The organism is Clostridium sp. AF29-8BH, from assembly GCF_003478145.1.
Lineage (GTDB): Bacteria > Bacillota > Clostridia > Lachnospirales > Lachnospiraceae > Otoolea > Otoolea fessa.
In genome coordinates this window covers 1-18,789 of sequence record NZ_QUEL01000009.1, presented here as the reverse complement: position 1 = coordinate 18,789, position 18,789 = coordinate 1, and the positions used below count along the sequence as shown (strand labels likewise).

Here is an 18,789-nt window from a genome sequence, read left to right as displayed (position 1 = left end):
CTACAAAATCTCATGAAGCGGACGGCGCACCTTCTTGCGGGTGATCTCCACCAGCCCAAGCCGCGTCATATCCACCAGAATGGTCTTGACGGGATCTCTGGAAAGTTCCTCTCCCAGAACCCGCATCAGGCTCTCCTGATCTTCTTTTGATTCCATATCGATAAAATCTACAATAATAATTCCCGAAAGATTGCGAAGGGAAAGCTGGCGCGCCACCTCATGCGCCGCCTCCAGGTTGATCTTTAAGATCGTCTCGGCAGGCGTCTTTTTCCCTGTATATTTTCCTGTATTGACATCGATCACCGTCAATGCCTCGGTTGGCTCGATGACCAGATAGCCGCCGGATTTCATCCAGACACGGCGATCCGATGCACTTTTAAGCACCGATTCCAAGCGGTACAGCTTCATTAATGGAAGGTTCTCATCTGTATATAGGGACAATTTCGGAACCGCCTGTTTTATGCTTTCATTTTTATCTGCCTGGGTCTGATTTTCTTTTTGTTCCTTGTCCTCTTCCTTCTCTTCCTCCAGCCATGCCTCAATCTTCTTCGCATACTCCGGCACATCTGTGATGATCTCCGAAAGGGTTCCTTTCTTCGCATCCCTAAGACTCTGGATATAGGGCGGCGTACCCTGCTCTAAAAGGCTGTAACAGGTGCGGCAGGCTGCCCGGGCAAAAGTTCTTCCATCTGCTGTTTCAGCTTCTCCGTCTCGGCACAGAGTGTTTCGATGGAAGCCGACGCCCCGTTCGTCCGGACAATCAGTCCAAAACGCTCATCCTTATGTGTCAGAAGTTCCTCCCGCACCTTCTCTTTCCAGGCATTATCCTTGATTTTTGCCGAAAATCCGATCTGCGGTTTTCCAACCGTCAGAACCATATAGGTTCCCGGAAAATTCAGACAGCAGGTCACGGACGGATCCTTGGTTTTCAGGGCGTCGCGGGACACCTGGACGAGAAGCTCGTCTCCAGCTTTTAGTTTCCGTGGACTTACTTTCTTCTCAGAATTTCCAGAATATTCGAATGAACATAGCTGGTTCAGCTCGTCTGTATAAAGCGGAACCAGGTTTTCCGCCAGGCTGAAATATCCGGTTTTTCCACCGCCGAGGTCAATAAACGCGGCGTTGATGTTTTTTACCACATTTTTTATCTTGCCGATGTAAATATTCCCCAGCAGGCTTTCATCGCCAGATTCCAGCGTCAACGACCGGCAGTGCCCGTCCGAGAGGAGCGCCGTCAGGCTTCGATCCTTCCATTTTGTCACTATTAACTGATCCAAACTCTTCGTCTCCTCTCTTTTTTACTGCCGTTCACACTTTGCGCTACCTGCAGCCGGATTTTGCTGGCGCTTCGCATTTCATCTCTTAATGAACATTGAAGCATTTACACAATCTCGCTTCCATACGCCTCAAGCGGCACATACTCCGGTGTGCCCTCGGCGCCCTCGTCCGCATACAGCTCCTCGCGCTCGACCTGAATGGCAAACGGGCGATAGGTCAGCCCCAGGCTCTCATAGAATGCCTGCAATACCTGCTCCGGCTTTCCGTTTGCCGCACTGCCCGATAAGAGGCGCAGGAAGACACAGATTCCTTCTGCCTGTTTTTCCTCCTCAACCGTCTCATTTTCCAGATCCGGATACCAGTCTGCGACCATCGCCGGAACATACTCTTTCCGCTCCGCGATTCGCGCCTCACAGATCAGCGGACGCAGATCCACGGTTCTCTCGCCCTTTTTCGTCTGCTTCACAAACGGAATTGTCTCGTTTTTGCAGAATGTCAGGAATTTCCCGAAAAATTCTTCTACACTGCTGCCGTCCTCCGGTGCAAATCCCTCTTTAAACCAGAATGTGTAATCAGCAGCTGCCACCAGCGACATCGCATTCTTTGCCGTCTCCGGAAGCTCGCGGTAGCTGAGCACCTCCAGCCCCTCGGCGCTGACCTCATTTAAGCGGCGCACCATCCCGGTCGAATTTCCGCTGGAATTGACATCAATATCCACATACTCCGCATGGCTGATAAGCCCCACGCTGAGCGGAGACGCAAACGACATGATCTGGTGCGGGCTGAATCCTTCGCTATAACGGATATCCACTTCCGCCCGGCGCATCACCTTCTGGAAGTAACGCATCACGTCCAGATGACCGATAAAACGCACCGTTCCCTGTTTTTGAAATTTAATTCGTATCTTCATGACCGCTCCTTCCTCATGCCCGTTCTTCGAAACAGACTCCGCCGCCGTACTTACGGACACCACATCCCGAACAGCGCATCCGGCAGTTCGGCGTTACCGTTTCCGCCTGTGCGTTCGCCCACTCACGTTTTAAGAAATCCTTCGTCACACCCGCGTCGATGAAATCCCACGGGAACACTTCATCAAGGCTTCGCTCACGCGTCGTATAGAAATCAATGTCCACGCCGCAAGTCTCAAAGGCCTTCATCCAGATATCATTGTTGAAATACTCGGACCAGGAATCGTAGATTGCACCTTTGCGGTACGCCTCCTCGATCACAGCTGCCACCTTGCGGTCGCCGCGCGCCAGAACACCTTCCAGCACGGTCACATCCGCCTCATGCCAGTTATAGCGGAGACTCTTCTTATTTAACATCTCCTTCATGCGGTGGTTGACGATGCTTGCACGCTCTAAGAACTGCTCTTTCGTGCACATCGGCGCCCACTGGAACGGGGTAAACGGCTTCGGCACAAAGAACGAGGTGCTGGCGGTTACCTGCACCTTGCCGTGGCGCTGCTCCTTCGGAACCGTGTCATAGTACACTTCCGCCACCTTCTCCGAAAGCTCGGCAATGCCCTGCATATCTTCCACGGTCTCAGTCGGAAGTCCCAGCATGAAGTAGAGCTTTACGCGGTTCCAGCCGCCCTTGAACGCCTCGGCAGAACCATTTAAAATATTTTCCTCGGTCAGACCCTTGTTGATAACGTTACGCAGACGCTGGGAGCCCGCCTCCGGCGCAAAGGTCAGGCTGCTCTTCTTCACGTCCTGCACCTTGCTCATGACATCGAGGGAAAATGCGTCAATACGCAGGGACGGCAGGGACACATTGACGCCCTTTCCGTCAAACTCGTCGATCAGGAAATTGACGATTCCCTCCAGCTTCGTGTAATCACTGGAGCTCAACGAACTCAGCGAAATTTCCTCATGTCCGGTGCTCTTTAGCATCGTCCGCGCCAGACGTTTCAGTTCCTCCAGGCTGCGCTCGCGCACCGGACGGTATACCATGCCCGCCTGGCAGAAACGGCATCCGCGGATACAACCACGCATGATCTCGAGAACCACACGATCCTGCGTCGCGCGCAGATACGGAACCACCGGCTTCTCCGGATACCAGGTATCGCTCATATCCATGACAAGCTGCTTGGAAACGGTCTGCGGCGCGTGCGGGTTGTTCGGCGTCATCGCCTCGATCGTGCCGTCCTCTTTGTATGTCACATCATAAAATCCCGGCACATAGATACCCGGAATCTGCGCCGCCTGCTCCAGAAATTCCTTCCGGCTGCCGCCGCGCGCCTTGATCTCCTTGTAGCGGTCGATCAAGTCAAAATAAACCACCTCGCCCTCGCCCATATAGAAGAGATCGAAAAATGGTGCGATCGGCTCCGGATTGTAGGTACACGGACCGCCGCCGATGACGATCGGATCCTCCTCGGTACGATCTTCTGCATGGAGCGGAATCTGTGATAATTCCAGCACCTGCAAAATATTGGTGTAGCACATTTCGTACTGGATTGTAATTCCAAGGAAGTCAAATTTTTTGATCGGATCCTGGCTTTCAACAGCAAACAGCGGAATCTTCTGCTCCCGCATGATCGGATCTAAGTCCATCCACGGGGAATAAACACGCTCACAGTAAACGTCATCCCGGCGGTTGAACATATCATAAAGAATCTGGATGCCCAGATGGGACATACCGATCTCGTACACGTCCGGGAAGCACATGGCAAACCGGACTGCTACCTTCGACGGATCCTTCTTCACCATATTCACCTCGCCGCCAATATAACGCGCCGGCTGGGAGATCTTGAGAAGGATTTCATCACTTAATGCTAATTTTCTCATAAAATTATTTTTACCTACATTTCTCATTTTTTGCGATGTGTTCATCGCTGTTTTTTAGTTCTTTTTTTGTTTTTCTCCGTAAGCGTAAAAATACAAATTCTTGTCAAGTATTTTTTTGCAGACAGTTTACATAACTTTTTTTCACTCTTACAGCAAAAATTGTTTCTGAAATACGCACAATTCTGATTTTTCATTCTTTTACGGACAAATCTGTTGCATATGTGCAGATCAGACCGCATTATTATACGGTATTTCCCGCGTTTCCGCAACAGATTCTTTCCCGAAAGAAATTTTTCGAACTCCTATCATCGAACTTTTTATCAAGTTTTCCGAATATTCATCAAATCCAGGAACCTCAAATAACATCGGCTTGATGAGCTTTGCCGTTCCCATGACCAGTACGCTTTTCAGCGCACCAAAGTCCGGGGGCTTTTCAAAGACAGCAAGACTGACATTTTTATTCCTCTCAAGTCCTATGAACTTCTCGCCGCCTTCTGTAAAAATCCAAAACTGGCCATCGTGATAGCTATATTCCAAGAGAGTACATCGCACATAGTCACCGATTCCGGCAGCTAATGCACATACTACATTGCCGTGAAGGGACTCCAGAACCTCCATATCATTAGTTCGCTTAGCGCGACTAATGATATTATATTTAAAGGAGCATTTCAAGGACAATAGTCCACATATCCAAGCAATATTTACATCTATGCTGTATATTATTCTCCATACTGTTAGTTCTAACCTTTCCCGTGCTCTATATTGTCTGATTCAGAACAAAAAATACCCCGTTGGTTTTGAGGTAAATTGTTATCAGCTTACCACATATATTGTTCTTTTCAAATATTCCGCAAGCATATATAACGGAACATTTGTCAGCCAGTCTTCCTGCTTATAATTTGACATACTGCTACGAATCGCCATGCCCGGCTTATATTTATCGCAAAATGCCCTCAAACTCCTGGCACGGAGATTCTGTTCTGCCTTCACCTCAATCGGAACGCAGTCTAAATCTCCCTGCAACATAAAATCTATCTCTCCAGTTGATCGTGCTGTTGCAAAATAATAAAGCGGATATCCTGCAGCGTGTAACTCCTGTGCAACATACTGTTCCGTAAGTGCCCCCTTGAATTCTTCAAAGATCCGGCTTCCCTCCAATAGAAGTCTTGCTGATAGTCCGGCCTTTGCTGTTAACAATCCCACATCGAACATGAACATTTTAAAACTGTTCATTTCCATGTACGCAATCAGTGGAATATCTGGCTTTGATACTCTATAGCTTTTCAGGATTAACCCTGCATCTTCCAACCACTGAATTGCAAGTTCAAAATCTTTTGCCCGTGCACCCTCTCGTAGTGCTCCATACATAAACTTACGATTTTCCTTAGCCAATTGGGAAGGAATCGAATTCCAGACCATCATGATGCGCGGAACAACTTCCTTTGGCGCATGTTTGCTAAAATCCTCTTCATAGTACTGCAGAAGATTGTTTTGGATCTCACGTACCTCAAATAGATCATCGGAATCAATATATGTCTGGACTACTTCTGGCATTCCGCCACATAATAATACTTTTTTAACAAATCCGTATATTTCCCGGCATATGCATTGATCAGTTCATAATCTTGGGACCTCAACGCTTCATGCAACCCCTTTTCACCAACTGCCAAAATGAATTCATTGAAGCTCATAGGGCATAATTTTAAAAAATCAACTTTCCCAACAGGAAAGGATGTTCCCTGATGTAATGCAACACCGAGCAGGGAACCAGCTGCAATGATAGAATACTGCGGTGCATTCTCATAGAAATATTTTAAAGATGCCAGCGCCTTTGGTGCTTCCTGGATCTCATCAAAAATAATCAATGTATTTTCAGCCTGAAAACTCTTTCCGTACTCAATTTTGATTGCAGAAAGGATCCGCTTTAAGTCAAAGTCTAGGTCAAATACATCCTTCATTGCTTTATTATTATCAAAATTGATATAGACTGTATTTTCATAGAACCTGGCTCCAAATTCCTTCATAATCCAGGTTTTTCCGACCTGGCGCGCTCCTTGTATGATCATCGGCTTTCTGTTCTTTTTATTCATCCATCGTTCCAGTTTCGTAAACAGCTCTCTTTCCATTAAGAAACCTCCTGCGCAACATATACATCCAAAAGCATCTGTATTCTATCTTAACACTTTTTAGAGCATATTTCCATTGCTAAACAGCATTTTTGCGGACATTATTTTATCATTAATCACATTTTTTCGGTTAATATCATTATAATTCCAACATTTTTGCGGACATATTCATTCTTCCAGAAGCGCCCATTTGACGGCCTCCAGATAGACCGAAAGAGTTTCTTCTTTTTCGTGTTCCAGAAAATGGGGGAAGGTTCCGCTTGGAATACAGTTAATTTTTATAGCCATATGTAAAGTCTTTTTGTATTGCAAAAAGCTATATCATAGATATAAGGATTCCAATCAGTATGCTTCCCGCACCGTCCAAAAACATCAAAAATGAGGTGTCCTATACAGCCTGATTGGGTAAAAAAATACCCCGTTGGCTTCCCAACGAGGCATCGAAGATTATAATGTTTTAATTTGATTTCTGATTTCAGAATGTAGATGCATTCTTGGATTTTTATTCACTTTACAGTCCAATCATATTGGCAAAAAGTACAATCAACGGAATCGCAACCAGTGTTCTCTCCAGGAAGATAACCAGCAGTTTCCAGAAATTCAGCGGAATCTCACTTTTGATGATAATGGTTCCTACCTCTGTCAGATATATAATCTGAACCAGAGATAAGACACCGACCACAAATTTTGTCTTCACGGAGGTAAGTCCCACCGACAGAAGCGCCGGAATAAACATATCTGTGAATCCAACCAGTGTTGCCGGTGCTGCTGCAAAACTTTCCGGAACTCCCAGTGCCTGCAAATACATTCCCATCGGATAAGAAATCCAGCTGAAGAATGGAGTGTAGGTCGCGATAATCAGGGCAATGGTTCCCCAGGATACTACGATGGGAATCAGGTCAAAAAACATGCCCATCAGAACCTCAAAACCGCTTGTGACTACTGTTTTTGCAGTAAATTTATCCGCACGCTTGCAGCTCATCTCCAGAGCATAAGCAAACATCCCTTTTTCCTGTGGAATATCCTCATCAATCTGCTTTCCAACTGCCTCTCTATAGGTATTCGGAATGGTACAGATCGGTGGAATTCTAGCTATGATGACAGCCAGGATGATTCCCACCACACAGATGCACAGGTAAAATGGAGGGAAAATATTGGAAATTCCCATGGTATCTGCTACCATCAGACAGAACGGAATGGATACCAGAGAGAAGTTAGTCATGATATATCCAGCCTCTCTCCTGGTGTAAAAGCCCTTCATATACTGCTCTCTGGTCAGGATAACCGCCGCATTGGAGGCACCAAACCAGGATGCAATCAGGTCGATGGAAGCTCTTCCCGGTACATGAAACAGCGGACGAACCACCGGTCTTGCGATCACTCCCAGAAATTCCATAATTCCGCAGTCAGTCAGAAACGGCATGATAAAACTAAAGGCGATAACGATGCTGAACAGCGTTCCGCACAGATCCACCATGGTTGCTCCGGTATCGGCGGAAATCACCTGCTCCGGTCCGATTTTAAATACAACCATAACGGCAAATACCGCACCAATTATCTTAGAAACAAGATACAGCGGTGTGGTTGAAAAAGCTCTGGACAGATAATGATTCTTCCGAATCCAATCCGGCTTTGCGATGTAGTCATACAAACTGACCACGGCCGATACCACCAGAATCGCCATAATGATGTAGGGCAAACTCGCACCAAATAGTCCCTTAATCCAGCTTTTCAGAAAATCAAGCAGTGTTGTAAATGATTCTCCCTGCGGAATCGGCACAAGGAACATCAAAACACCAAATGCTGAACCAAACAGAAATTTACATAGATTCTTTGCTGTCACATATGATTTTTCCATATTGTCTCCTCTCGTTTTGCTTTTCTCCCAGAATCTTTCATCCGTAACTGTTCGCGCATGCGTGCCCAGCAACGGAATTTTGTTCAGCTGCACCCTTTATTGACTATAATTCTTCCACCTTACATAAGGCGTCATAAACCATGTCTTCCGTCACCTCATACGGAATATGCTCCATATCCGGACCGGTCACAATCTCTTTTAATACAGCCGTAAGCGCTTCTCTCTCAAGAGGAGCCCCCATCTCGGCTAAGGTGGTGCGGATTCCAAGCTTTTCAAGAAATCCCTTCATTTCCCGTGCTTTTTCTTCTTCGCCGTCTATCATCAGCTGAACCAGCACACCATAGGCTACCACATCGCCGTGAAGGTTTTTCTCCTCAAAACCAGGAAGCAGCACCAGTCCATAGTAGACAGAATGTGCGATCGCACCGTTATAATCATCCAGAACCAGAAGCGATACCAGACCGGTGCTCACGATATTGGCAAGAACCGCCTGCTCCAGCGCCTCACCCGCCTGGTTTTCCCGGCATTCCTCCAGCGCACTTTCTGCATACTCCCGAAGCGGCAGATAACACATATTACTGATTTCACGTCCAAGTGCCGAACTGTGCGTCAGCCGGTCGCCTCTCGCAGAAAAATGGCACTCAAAGTATTTTCCCAGCGTATCACCGATTCCCGCCCGCAGGTAGCACTCCGGGGCAGCGGCAATAATCTCTGTGTCAATAAAGCTGTGGCGCGCCGGTTTCTCATAGAAGTAGAAACTGTCAAAATTTCCGTCCTCCTTATAGACAACCGAGAGGGCCGTCGTCGCCGCGCAGGTTGCCGCGATCGTCGGGAAGGTAAAAACCGGAAGGGCGCATTTTTCAGCCGTTCCCTTCGCTGTATCCAGCGCCTTGCCGCCTCCCATGCCAAAAATCATATCCGCACCGCATTTTTTTACGTGTGCAGCAATTTTTTCCATCCCGGCATAGGTACAGTCCTCTCCAAACAGGACTGTATCCACGATCGTGACCGGATTTTCCCCTTCTGCAAGCGCTTGCAGAAGCTTTTCCTTTCCTGCCTCCAATGCCAGTTTTCCACCGATCAGCAGCGCTTTCGTACCGTATTGGCGGCACACTTCATTTACATTTTTATATGCTTCTTTTCCGATTGTATAATTCGCAAAATTTACCGAATAAGTCATCTTACAGCAACTCCTTTAATTTCTTCAAACGCGCCAGTGCCTCGTCGATCGTCTTCTCCTCCCGTGCAAAATGCAGACGGATCAGATTGTTTACATTTTCCCGGAAAAAGCTGGAACCCGGAACGGCTGCCACGCCGATATTTTTGATCATCCACTCGCAGAACTCCAGATCGGTATATCCGGCAAACTGCGGCAGATCCAGGAACTCCTGGATATCGATCATGACAAAATACGTTCCCTGCGGCACATTGTGCTTCAAGCCGATCGCATCCAGTCCTTTTAAGAAATGCTCCCTCTTCTTTGTATAGAGCGCCAGCAGGTCTCTGTAATAGGATTCTGGAAATTCCAGTCCCACCACGGCTGCCTCCTGCAGCGGTGCGGCTGCTCCGACGGTCAGGAAATCATGTACCTTTTTCGCTCCCTCGATCACCTCCTCCGGTCCGATCAGATAGCCCAGTCTCCAGCCAGTGATGGAATAAGTCTTAGAAAGAGAATTACAGGTAATCGTGTGCTCGTACATACCCGGAAGGGACGCCATGCAGACATGCTCGTTCGGCGCATATACCATGTGCTCATAAACCTCATCCGTCACAACAAATCCATCATATTTGACTGCCAGCTCTCCGATCTGGGTCAGCTCTTCTCTGGTAAATACCTTTCCGCATGGATTGGACGGGTTGCAGACGATGATCGCTTTCGCGCCCGCCTTAAAGCCCTCTTCTACCAAATTGATATCAAATTCATACGTCGGCGGCACCAGCGGAATATAGATCGGCTCTGCCCCTGACAGAATCGCGTCTGCCCCGTAATTTTCATAAAATGGGGAAAATACCATTACCTTGTCGCCCGGATTGCAGATGGTCATCATCGCACTCATCATCGCCTCGGTTCCGCCGCAGGTAACCACAATCTCCGTCTCCGGGTCGATCTCTCTTCCGATCGCTTTTCCCTGCTTTTTCGCCAGTGCTTCGCGGAAATTTTCCGCTCCAAAGGTAACGGAATACTGGTGCGGTCCCTCATAGGCCACCTCAGCCAGACGATCCAGGATCGCCTTTGGCGGATCAAAATCCGGAAATCCCTGGGACAGGTTGATTGCCCCGTACTCATCGCTGATTCTCGTCATGCGCCGAATGACGGAATCCGTAAATGTATTAACTCGGTCACTTAATTTTGGCATACTATCTACCGCTCCTTTTTCGTTATATATGTTCTATTTAGTTGCTTTCTTTTAAAAACAAATATATAATATGGTATAACGTTACGGTATAGTCAAGAAGGAAATGAATATTTATGCAAAAACTCAAAAATGCGTGCATACGAACCGGCGATTTTGCAAAATTATGCAACACAAACAAGCGCACACTGATTCATTATGATGAAATCGGGCTCTTTAAACCCGCCTATATTGATGAAAAAGGCTATCGGTATTACAGTGAAAGCCAATTTGATGTGTTTTTTACCATCACCTGTTTAAAAGAACTTGGGATGCCTTTAAAAGAAATCGGTGCTTTTTTAGACCGGCGCAATCCGGAGTCATTAAAAGCACTTCTTTTGAAACAACGTGAAAAGATTAAGAAGGAGGAAGAACACCTCCGCAAAATTAAAGAAGTGGTTGAAACAAAATTATCCCTGGTATCACTCCAGGAATCACTGAATCAGAAACAGGCAGAATACACAGAAGATGAATTATTCTTCCATACAGAAAATAAAAATGGTCGTATTTTTCTCGAGACGACACCGGAAGAATATCTGATTCTCAGCGATCCGATTCATACAGATGACCATCAGAAAATCATCCAGGCTCTTTGCCGCCACATCGGTTACTGTAATGCCCACGCTTTAAATGCCGGTCATCCTTATGGTGCCATGCTTGATGTGGCAGATTTACGAAAAAATCATCTGGATACCTATGCTTATTTTTTCACAAAAGTTATAACAAAACCGAAAAATTACCCCTATCACTTAAAACCGGCCGGAACCTACGCAGTTGCTTACTTAATGGGAAATTACTATGACTCGAAAGACACCTACGAAAAACTCTTTGATTGGATCGATGAACACAAGTTTAAAACCGGCAAATACTCTTATAAAGAGGCTGTGATCGACGAATTAGCCACAGCCTCTCCCAGTGAATATCTGACGAAAATATCGATACAAGTGTTTTAACCCTGCCGCTTCATCGCGTTTCCTCCGCACTGCCTTTACATTTCTCATAAGCAAATAGCGCCGCTCCCAGCGCACCGCAGAGCTGCGCCTCATCACAGATATAAAGTTTAGCACCAAGCTTCTCTTCCAATGCCTGGATGATACCCTGGTTCTTCGCCACACCGCCGGTCATCATATATTCGCCTTGATGATCCTTTCCAAGGCGGGCTGCCAACGCGCCGACTTTTGAGGCAACTGACACATTTAAACCGTGGATAATATCTGCCACATCCTTATTCTGTGCCACCAGCGACACGACCTCCGACTCTGCAAACACCGTACACATGCTGGAAATCACGATATTATGCTTCCATTCCAGTCCTTTCACACTCATTTCCTCCAGAGAAAGTCCCAGCGTTTTCGCCATCATTTCCAGAAAACGTCCCGTTCCGGCGGCACATTTGTCATTCATCAGGAAATTTTTCACGGCTCCCTGCCCGTCGATGCTGATCGCCTTGATATCCTGCCCGCCAATGTCGATGATAGTGCGGACATTCGGATTCAGATAATTTGCGCCCTTGGCATGGCAGGTAATCTCCGTGATGCTGTCATCCCCGCTGTCAATGTAGGATCGTCCATATCCGGTCGTATCGATCCGCACGATCTCCTCTTTCTTAATTCCCGCTTTCTCAATCGCCAGATCCAGACTCTTCTCGGCGCTCATCATCGCACCGCCGCCGGTCGGAATAATCATCGTCGATTTAATTTTTCCATCCTGATCCAGTATGACCACATCCGTACTTGTCGAACCGCTGTCGATTCCCGCTACATAAAAAATGCCCGACTCCATCTTCTTTCTTGCCTCCTCACTGATACCTTTTCCCGGATCCATATCCTCTGATCCCTCGATCGTCTCCTCAAATGCCTGAATGCGCGTCAAAAGCTGCCCCGCGCTCTGGCTCGTAAAATCAGTCTCAATCTTAAGGAGCGGAACCTTGATATCCCGCTTGATACTCGCATACTCAAATCCATAATAATCACAGAACTTGATCGTGTGATAAATAATTCCCTTTAAATTCGGATCCAGATACAGACGGTTTCTGCGGATCGAACGGTTCATGCGGAAACACGGCATCTGTCCCAGCAGGACGTCCGCGTAAGAAAGAAACAGCTCTTCTTCCTCCATATTCCACATTTCATCCTGTACGACCGACAGTTTCCGACCACCCGTACAGGTCAGATTTTCCACATCCATCTGGATATTGTCCCGGATCATATCCTCCAGAATGCCGCTGACCCGCACGCCCAGCACACCAATGTACGGCTCCGTGTTCATTTCCGGCGTAATAAAGGACTTGATAAAAGCGCGTTTATCAAACACTTTCCCGGAATATGCCTCATATGCCTTTTTAAGCCTCCGGATCGTGCCCGCAAATTTCACTTTTTCACATTCATTATCATCATGCGGCAGATCCAGCATATATAAAAACTTACATTTTCCCGTGCTCTCCACGATATCGTAAACGCGTCGCATCGAATCGCAGCAGTTTACCAGCACCAGCTGTTCAACCTTTCCTTCCAGCACTGCCTGAATGACCGATTTTCCAAAGCCGCACAGATTTGCATGTGCAATCTGATCCGACTGTTCGAAATTTTCCGGCATTTCCTCCAAAACAGAACATTCTTCTCCAAACCCCCGGAACAGCTCGATCGGGGTGTACTTACAGACGTAATAAATCATGCGTGTTTCTCCTCCTTGCCCTTTTCCAGCATTTCCACAAACGCCTGAAGCCGCGTCGATACCTGACCGTCGCTGGTATTGGCGGGGTTGCAGCCGTCACCGTCGAGAATCATCGTCGGAAGTCCTGTCTTTTCTAAGGACTGCTTAATCAGGCTGGATGCACCGATCGTTCCCTTACAGCCCCAGTGGGCAAATAAAACAGCACCATCCGCTTCCGTGATTCTGGCAAGCCGTTCCGCTTCCTCAACTCTCTGTTTCACACTGCCGTTGTAAATGCAGTAGACCATTTTCTCTGCCATCGCCTCATACGGGTCTTCCGCATGCATCTCCTGAAAACCATCTGCGATGAAATCACAAGCGCGGATGTGCATTTTCTTACTATAATTAAAAATATCCTTAACCGGCTCCTGTAAAAATGGCATGATATGCATCCAGATTACCGAAAGACCATCTCCCCTCGGTGACATCCGCACATCGCGCAGAAGTTTTTCCGTATAGGTAACCGCCGTCTCTGAGCCAGCCATCAGATGGCACATAAAAAGCGCATACAATTCATTCGTCAGAGAGGTCACCGGGTCATGCGCACACCGCAGGGCAAGCTGTTTTTTATAATTCGCCGCCGCTTTCCGGCTGTTATCTACCGCACTCCGCACTGTTTCCTCCGAAATCCGTCTGTCCGTCGTCTCCTCCAGAAACCGTTTCAATTTCCGCAGCTGATCCGCCACATACAGAACCGATTCCCGGTTTTTCTCATACGGAACATCGATATAAAAGCCCGGACATTCAAATTTATCCTTTAAATAAGGAAACGTCATCATATTTCCATCACACGCAAGGTTCGTATAAATCATGCAGTTCGGTTTTGGCAGAATTCCCGTCAGCGCCGCCCCCAGAAACACCCTGTGGTACGAACACATCGTCTCCGGAAATCCTTCTTCCTCCGTTTTCCGAAGAAACGTCTGCTCACACTTCGTTCCCGCCATAAAACAGGACATCGCCTCCACTGAGTACGGCGTCAGCCCTGCCGCCATCACCAGCTCTCCCGGCACAAATATGCTGACCATCGCCGCATTCTCCGGTTCCGACAGCGACTGAATGATATTTTTCATAACCACCCGCGCCACATACTGTCCCGACGACGGCAGCCCCCGATCCGGCAAAAACTGAAGCTTCTTTTCCTGCAGGCGGTATCCCGCAAGAAGCAGCCGACGCGCTTTTTCCGGATCCTTAAGCGCCTGGCTGCTCACCTTATTTCCAAATTTTTCAATTACATTCATTGTTGTTTCTTCCATTCTTTTAAGTTCATTTTTCTGTCATATCGCCCTGATGCAGATGAATATGGTTCCGCGCCTTTGCAGGCAAACGGACATTCTTTATTATAGTCAGTTGGATGGGAATTGTAAATATATCAGATATGAAATGCGAAACAGCGGGGGAGAAGAACTTTACGCCTGTGACAAAATCATCTATATTCCAAAAAACTGAGCAAACAACCACCTATCATTTCCCACAAATTCTGGTGACCTTCAAGATGCGGCAGTGAAGTTTTCTATACGAAAAAAAAACCTTATGGCCTCATATGTTGAAATCATAAGGTTGTTCTTATCTTCCCAAACTTTAGATTTTAGGAAAAACACCCCCGCTTGTGCGGGGAATACGTGATAACAGTTTTTTCAAAATCGACTGCACTAACTACCATTTTCGCGTTTATATGTTCGCACGGCTATTCCCCATATGGCATTTTCGGCTCTGCTACCATTGGCGGATTTTCCTGCTCACTCATGTCATATGTCACAACCTTTTGATTTGATTCAACAAAGGTGGACGAACCGCCGATGCCAAAATACTTTTCAAAAAAGCCCTTCATTTTGTCAATGACACCCTGCTTTTTCTTGGCTCTTCCTCCGCCGCCAAAGCGTGAAATTGGCGGCATAAGTTTATCTATGTCCGTTCCAGCTGTTTTGATCTCCCCATCACGGAATGCATTCTCCATGAATTTCCACGTATCTTCCGGCTTCAGTTTTTCTTCCGCAATAATCCTATTCAGATCCTGATCTCGCTGTTCTACCACATATTCATGCCATTCGTTCATAACATCATCTACATCATTGATTCCTGCAATAAAGGTTTCGATGAGCTGTTTCTTGCTGCGAAGCTCCGGACTGGCATCGATTGCCTTATTGATGGTAATCAGCACTTCCTTATCTTCACAATGGGTATCATGATACTTCTTTACGAGCATGAGAATATAATCAATGTTAATTTCTATCTGCCGAATCAGTTCAATCTCAAATACTACATCATCTGTAATATCCGTGCTTTCCTGACGCTTGCGCTTCCACTCATCACGCAAGTCCTGGTAACGTCCAAGGTAATCCTGTAAATCACGTTCAGAAATCAGCTCGTTCCCCTTGAACTCATCAAATGAAAGCAGAAGGTTTCTCATACGGAGAATTGCGCCAAACAAAGCAATAAAATCCTTCTGGTTCTGCTCTCCGATAATCTGTGGTTCTGATAACGGAAACTTATTTTCCAAGTCTTCCATCATATCCACATATCCCGGCACCTGCTTACCATCTACTGATTCGTAGCCGTAATAATAATCCCTAAAACTCTGAAGAAGAACAATGCCTCCGGCATTCTTATCTCCGAACAGGGAAATGGCACTATCCACACGTTTCTGAAGATTTCGAAAACATATAATATTTCCAAAAGTCTTGATAGAATTCAGAATACGGTTGGTACGTGAAAATGCCTGTATCAATCCGTGCATTTTCAGATTCTTGTCTACCCACAACGTATTCATAGTTGTGGCATCAAAACCTGTCAGGAACATATTTACTACGATCAGAATATCCAGCTCCTTGTTCTTCATGCGAAGCGACACATCTTTATAGTAATTCTGGAATTTATCACTTGAGGTATCATAATTCGTATGGAACATTTCATTATAATCCTTGATGGCTTCTTCCAGAAATTCTCTGGACGGCTGATCGAGGGCAGATGTATCCTCTGAATTTTCCTCATCCAGAATACCATCCGATTCTTCCTCATTTGCACCGTAACTGAAAATAGTTGCAACACGCAATTTCTTGGTCGGGTCTGCTGCCATCTGCTTTTTGAATTCCTGATAATACAGTTTTGCCATCGGAACGCTTGATACTGCAAAAATGGAATTAAACCCACTGATACGCTGTTTCTGTTTGATTTCCTCTACCTCATCCCGTTTGGCAGAAGCCACCTCCGCAATATTGGTCATTGTATTATATATATAGGTTTTATCCCCACGATAAGTTTTTTGGTCAAAATGTTCCAGTATGTACTGTGTTACAATACGGATACGCTCAGGAGCCATCATAACCTTTTCACGGTTGATATCCCAGACCATTTCGTCTGTGATTTCTTCTTCTACATCCATCGTTTTAATATAATCCACCCGGAATGGAAGAACATTTTTATCATTGATGGCATCCACAATCGTATAACTGTGTAACTGATCTCCAAAGGTCTGACCGGTAGTAAAGAATTCTGGATTCTTAGCTCTGCCTGAATTGACAGAGAAAATCGGTGTTCCTGTAAATCCAAACAGATGATATTTCTTGAAATTCTTCACAATCGCAGTGTGCATATCTCCAAACTGACTGCGGTGGCACTCATCAAAAATAATAACGATATGTTTCGTATACACTTCATGTCCCGGATTCTTTTTTATAAAAGTAGCCAGTTTCTGGATTGTAGTAATAATAATGTGTGCGTCCGGGTCTTCCAACTGCCGTTTTAATATAGCAGTTGAAGCATTACTGTTGGCAGCGTCCTTTTCAAAACGGTCATATTCTTTCATGGTCTGGTAGTCCAGATCCTTACGGTCAACCACAAACAGCACCTTGTCAATATAAGGCAACTTCGATGCCAGTCTTGCCGTCTTGAACGAAGTCAGCGTCTTGCCGGAACCTGTGGTGTGCCAGATATAACCACCACCCTCGACACTGCCGTACTTCTTATAATTATTAGCAATTTCGATACGATTGAGAATCCGCTCCGTAGCCGTAATCTGGTACGGACGCATGACCATCAGCATATCCTCAGATGTAAAAATACAGTATTTCGTAAGGATATTCAGAATCGTATGCTTTGCGAAAAAAGTCTTTGTAAAATCAATCAGATCAAGAATCACACGATTATTGGCATCTGCCCAGAAACAGGTAAACTCAAAACTGTTACTGGTCTTGGTCTTACTTGCTCCCCGCTTCTCTTGCTCCTTTTCCGCATTCCGTCTGGTACTGTTGGAATAATACTTTGTGTTTGTACCATTGGAAATGACAAAAATCTGAATGTATTCATACAGCCCGCATCCTGCCCAGAAAGAATCCCTCTGGTAGCGGTTAATCTGATTGAACGCCTCACGGATGGCTACACCTCTGCGTTTCAGCTCAATATGCACAAGAGGCAAACCATTTACCAATACTGTAACATCATAGCGGTTGTCATGCTTCGCACCATTCTCTGCGGAAGCATTCACCTTGTACTGATTGATGACCTGCAGCCTGTTATTATGGATGTTCTTTTTATCTATGAGTGTAATATTCTTGGAAGAACCGTTATCACGAGTCAGAACCTGAACATTGTCCTCCTGTATCTTCCGAGTCTTTTCCACGATATGCTCATTGGGATTGGCAACGGCATTTTTGAAAAAATCATCCCATTCTGTATCTGAAAACTGATAGTTATTCAGTTCCTCTAATCTCTTACGTAAATTGACAATCAGGTCTTTCTCCGTGTGAATAGGCAGATATTCATATCCCTGTTCACAGAGCAAACGGATAAACTCCTGTTCCAGTGCTGCTTCGCTCTGGTAACTGTCAGAACGCTTCTTAACTGGCTCATATTCTGTGACAACGGTATTCTCCGATGTCTCCGCTACAATATTAAAGTACGGCACATCCTCGCCTCCTTACTTTGGTAATTCTCTAAAGGATAACAGCTTATCCCTGTAATATTCATATTGCTTCTGACGAGCTTCGATTTCTGCCGGAAGTCCTGCGGACAGGTCATTGCAGAGTGTATCAAAACGGTTAAGAACTTCCACTATACGATTCTGCTCCTCAATTGATGGTATCTGCAAAACAAACTTGCGAATTTTCTCCATCGGTATATTTTTCATGGATGAAGATTGAAGCAGACGATTTATTTGTGTATCCCAAAATGTATTTGTTTGAAAAAAGTAACGCATATATTCTGGATTTACAAATTGAGTGTCTGCTCTTATTAATGCAACATTAGGTGCAAGATAATACTTATCATTTTCATTAATCACTGCAACTTGACCAATTGTCCCAACATATGTAAATAACATATCTCCACTACAAAGTTTACTTCTGTTTAACTTTGTCAAGTCACTTTTATCAATATATTTTACATCTGTCAGATCAATCTTTCCGTTCTTAACATTTAACCCACGAAGTGCAATAATTTTACCTTCATCCGAATAGGTGACATACTTAGTAAATTCATACCCCGCAAGTTTTGTAACAGTTGCTATAGCACCAAGTTCAATGGAAACATAGCCAAACACATATTGAATGAGCTTAATTGCGCTCAGCTCTGTCTGCTGTCTGTCTGTCTGTCTGTCTGTCTGTCTGTCTGTCTGTCTGTCTGTCTGTCTGTCTGTC

Annotated in this window: 15 protein-coding genes; 1 reads left to right on the top strand and 14 read right to left on the bottom strand. The window is 45.8% G+C overall.

From position 1 onward, the window contains the following. From DWZ16_RS16725 to DWZ16_RS07485, 10 genes are all read right to left on the bottom strand, one after another. On the bottom strand, positions 1 to 618 hold the full coding sequence (locus tag DWZ16_RS16725; RefSeq protein ID WP_412694306.1) for a ribonuclease E/G: 618 nt from the start codon (positions 616 to 618) through the stop codon (positions 1 to 3). Between the two features lie 20 nt (positions 619 to 638). Then, positions 639 to 1,277 carry a ribonuclease E/G gene (locus DWZ16_RS16720; RefSeq protein WP_412694304.1) on the bottom strand — a complete coding sequence of 213 codons (639 nt, stop codon included), beginning with the start codon at positions 1,275 to 1,277 and terminating at the stop codon, positions 639 to 641. Between the two features lie 104 nt (positions 1,278 to 1,381). After that, positions 1,382 to 2,188, bottom strand: a complete 807-nt coding sequence (locus tag DWZ16_RS07515; RefSeq protein ID WP_118522542.1) for a TIGR03936 family radical SAM-associated protein — start codon at positions 2,186 to 2,188, stop codon at positions 1,382 to 1,384. Between the two features lie 13 nt (positions 2,189 to 2,201). Beyond that, complete coding sequence (locus DWZ16_RS07510) at positions 2,202 to 4,070, bottom strand: TIGR03960 family B12-binding radical SAM protein (RefSeq protein WP_107001291.1); 1,869 nt, start codon at positions 4,068 to 4,070, stop codon at positions 2,202 to 2,204. Between the two features lie 228 nt (positions 4,071 to 4,298). Then, complete coding sequence (locus DWZ16_RS07505; protein ID WP_118522541.1) at positions 4,299 to 4,688, bottom strand: pyridoxamine 5'-phosphate oxidase family protein; 390 nt, start codon at positions 4,686 to 4,688, stop codon at positions 4,299 to 4,301. A 195-nt stretch (positions 4,689 to 4,883) separates the two neighbouring features. Then, positions 4,884 to 5,624, bottom strand: a complete 741-nt coding sequence (locus DWZ16_RS16715; RefSeq protein ID WP_412694113.1) for a DUF4143 domain-containing protein — start codon at positions 5,622 to 5,624, stop codon at positions 4,884 to 4,886. Next, positions 5,612 to 6,196, bottom strand: coding sequence for an AAA family ATPase (locus tag DWZ16_RS16710; RefSeq protein ID WP_412694303.1), 585 nt, complete (start codon positions 6,194 to 6,196; stop codon positions 5,612 to 5,614). Before DWZ16_RS16710 ends, DWZ16_RS16715 begins: the two co-directional genes overlap by 13 nt. A 511-nt stretch (positions 6,197 to 6,707) precedes the next feature. Beyond that, on the bottom strand, positions 6,708 to 8,054 hold the full coding sequence (locus DWZ16_RS07495; protein WP_022359652.1) for a YjiH family protein: 1,347 nt from the start codon (positions 8,052 to 8,054) through the stop codon (positions 6,708 to 6,710). Between the two features lie 103 nt (positions 8,055 to 8,157). After that, the gene (locus DWZ16_RS07490; RefSeq protein ID WP_118522539.1) at positions 8,158 to 9,234 is read right to left on the bottom strand and encodes an iron-containing alcohol dehydrogenase family protein; all 1,077 of its coding nucleotides are present in this window, start codon (positions 9,232 to 9,234) and stop codon (positions 8,158 to 8,160) included. Position 9,235: 1 nt separating this feature from the next. Next, positions 9,236 to 10,411 (bottom strand): pyridoxal phosphate-dependent aminotransferase, encoded by a 1,176-nt coding sequence (locus DWZ16_RS07485; protein ID WP_118522538.1) that lies wholly within the window; start codon positions 10,409 to 10,411, stop codon positions 9,236 to 9,238. A 113-nt stretch (positions 10,412 to 10,524) separates the two neighbouring features. Here DWZ16_RS07485 and DWZ16_RS07480 point away from each other — a divergent pair, with 113 nt between their 5' ends. Then, the gene (locus tag DWZ16_RS07480) at positions 10,525 to 11,400 is read left to right on the top strand and encodes a MerR family transcriptional regulator (RefSeq protein ID WP_118522537.1); all 876 of its coding nucleotides are present in this window, start codon (positions 10,525 to 10,527) and stop codon (positions 11,398 to 11,400) included. Positions 11,401 to 11,410: 10 nt separating this feature from the next. Here the strand turns inward: DWZ16_RS07480 and DWZ16_RS07475 are convergent, their stop codons facing one another. The 4 genes from DWZ16_RS07475 to DWZ16_RS07460 form a co-directional block, all read right to left on the bottom strand. Further along, positions 11,411 to 13,120, bottom strand: a complete 1,710-nt coding sequence (locus DWZ16_RS07475) for an acyl-CoA dehydratase activase (protein WP_118522536.1) — start codon at positions 13,118 to 13,120, stop codon at positions 11,411 to 11,413. Beyond that, positions 13,117 to 14,397, bottom strand: a complete 1,281-nt coding sequence (locus DWZ16_RS07470) for a 2-hydroxyacyl-CoA dehydratase family protein (RefSeq protein WP_118522535.1) — start codon at positions 14,395 to 14,397, stop codon at positions 13,117 to 13,119. Before DWZ16_RS07470 ends, DWZ16_RS07475 begins: the two co-directional genes overlap by 4 nt. 446 nt (positions 14,398 to 14,843) lie before the next feature. Then, entirely contained in the window at positions 14,844 to 18,059 is a 3,216-nt protein-coding gene (locus tag DWZ16_RS07465; RefSeq protein WP_118522534.1) for a type I restriction endonuclease subunit R, read from the bottom strand. 12 nt (positions 18,060 to 18,071) lie between these two features. Then, positions 18,072 to 18,789: restriction endonuclease subunit S (locus tag DWZ16_RS07460; protein WP_207663869.1), on the bottom strand; the 718-nt coding region annotated here is incomplete at its 5' end.

Bases quoted from the DNA above. Each gene is read 5' to 3' on its own strand.
- DWZ16_RS07490 (WP_118522539.1), bottom strand. From the start codon at position 9,234: ATGACTTATTCGGTAAATTTTGCGAATTATACAATCGGAAAAGAAGCA.
- DWZ16_RS07485 (WP_118522538.1), bottom strand. From the start codon at position 10,411: ATGCCAAAATTAAGTGACCGAGTTAATACATTTACGGATTCCGTCATT.
- DWZ16_RS07505 (WP_118522541.1), bottom strand. From the start codon at position 4,688: ATGGAGGTTCTGGAGTCCCTTCACGGCAATGTAGTATGTGCATTAGCT.
- DWZ16_RS16715 (WP_412694113.1), bottom strand. From the start codon at position 5,624: ATGCCAGAAGTAGTCCAGACATATATTGATTCCGATGATCTATTTGAG.
- DWZ16_RS07510 (WP_107001291.1), bottom strand. From the start codon at position 4,070: ATGAGAAAATTAGCATTAAGTGATGAAATCCTTCTCAAGATCTCCCAG.
- DWZ16_RS07470 (WP_118522535.1), bottom strand. From the start codon at position 14,397: ATGAATGTAATTGAAAAATTTGGAAATAAGGTGAGCAGCCAGGCGCTT.
- DWZ16_RS07495 (WP_022359652.1), bottom strand. From the start codon at position 8,054: ATGGAAAAATCATATGTGACAGCAAAGAATCTATGTAAATTTCTGTTT.
- DWZ16_RS16710 (WP_412694303.1), bottom strand. From the start codon at position 6,196: ATGGAAAGAGAGCTGTTTACGAAACTGGAACGATGGATGAATAAAAAG.
- DWZ16_RS07475 (WP_118522536.1), bottom strand. From the start codon at position 13,120: ATGATTTATTACGTCTGTAAGTACACCCCGATCGAGCTGTTCCGGGGG.
- DWZ16_RS07480 (WP_118522537.1), top strand. From the start codon at position 10,525: ATGCAAAAACTCAAAAATGCGTGCATACGAACCGGCGATTTTGCAAAA.
- DWZ16_RS07515 (WP_118522542.1), bottom strand. From the start codon at position 2,188: ATGAAGATACGAATTAAATTTCAAAAACAGGGAACGGTGCGTTTTATC.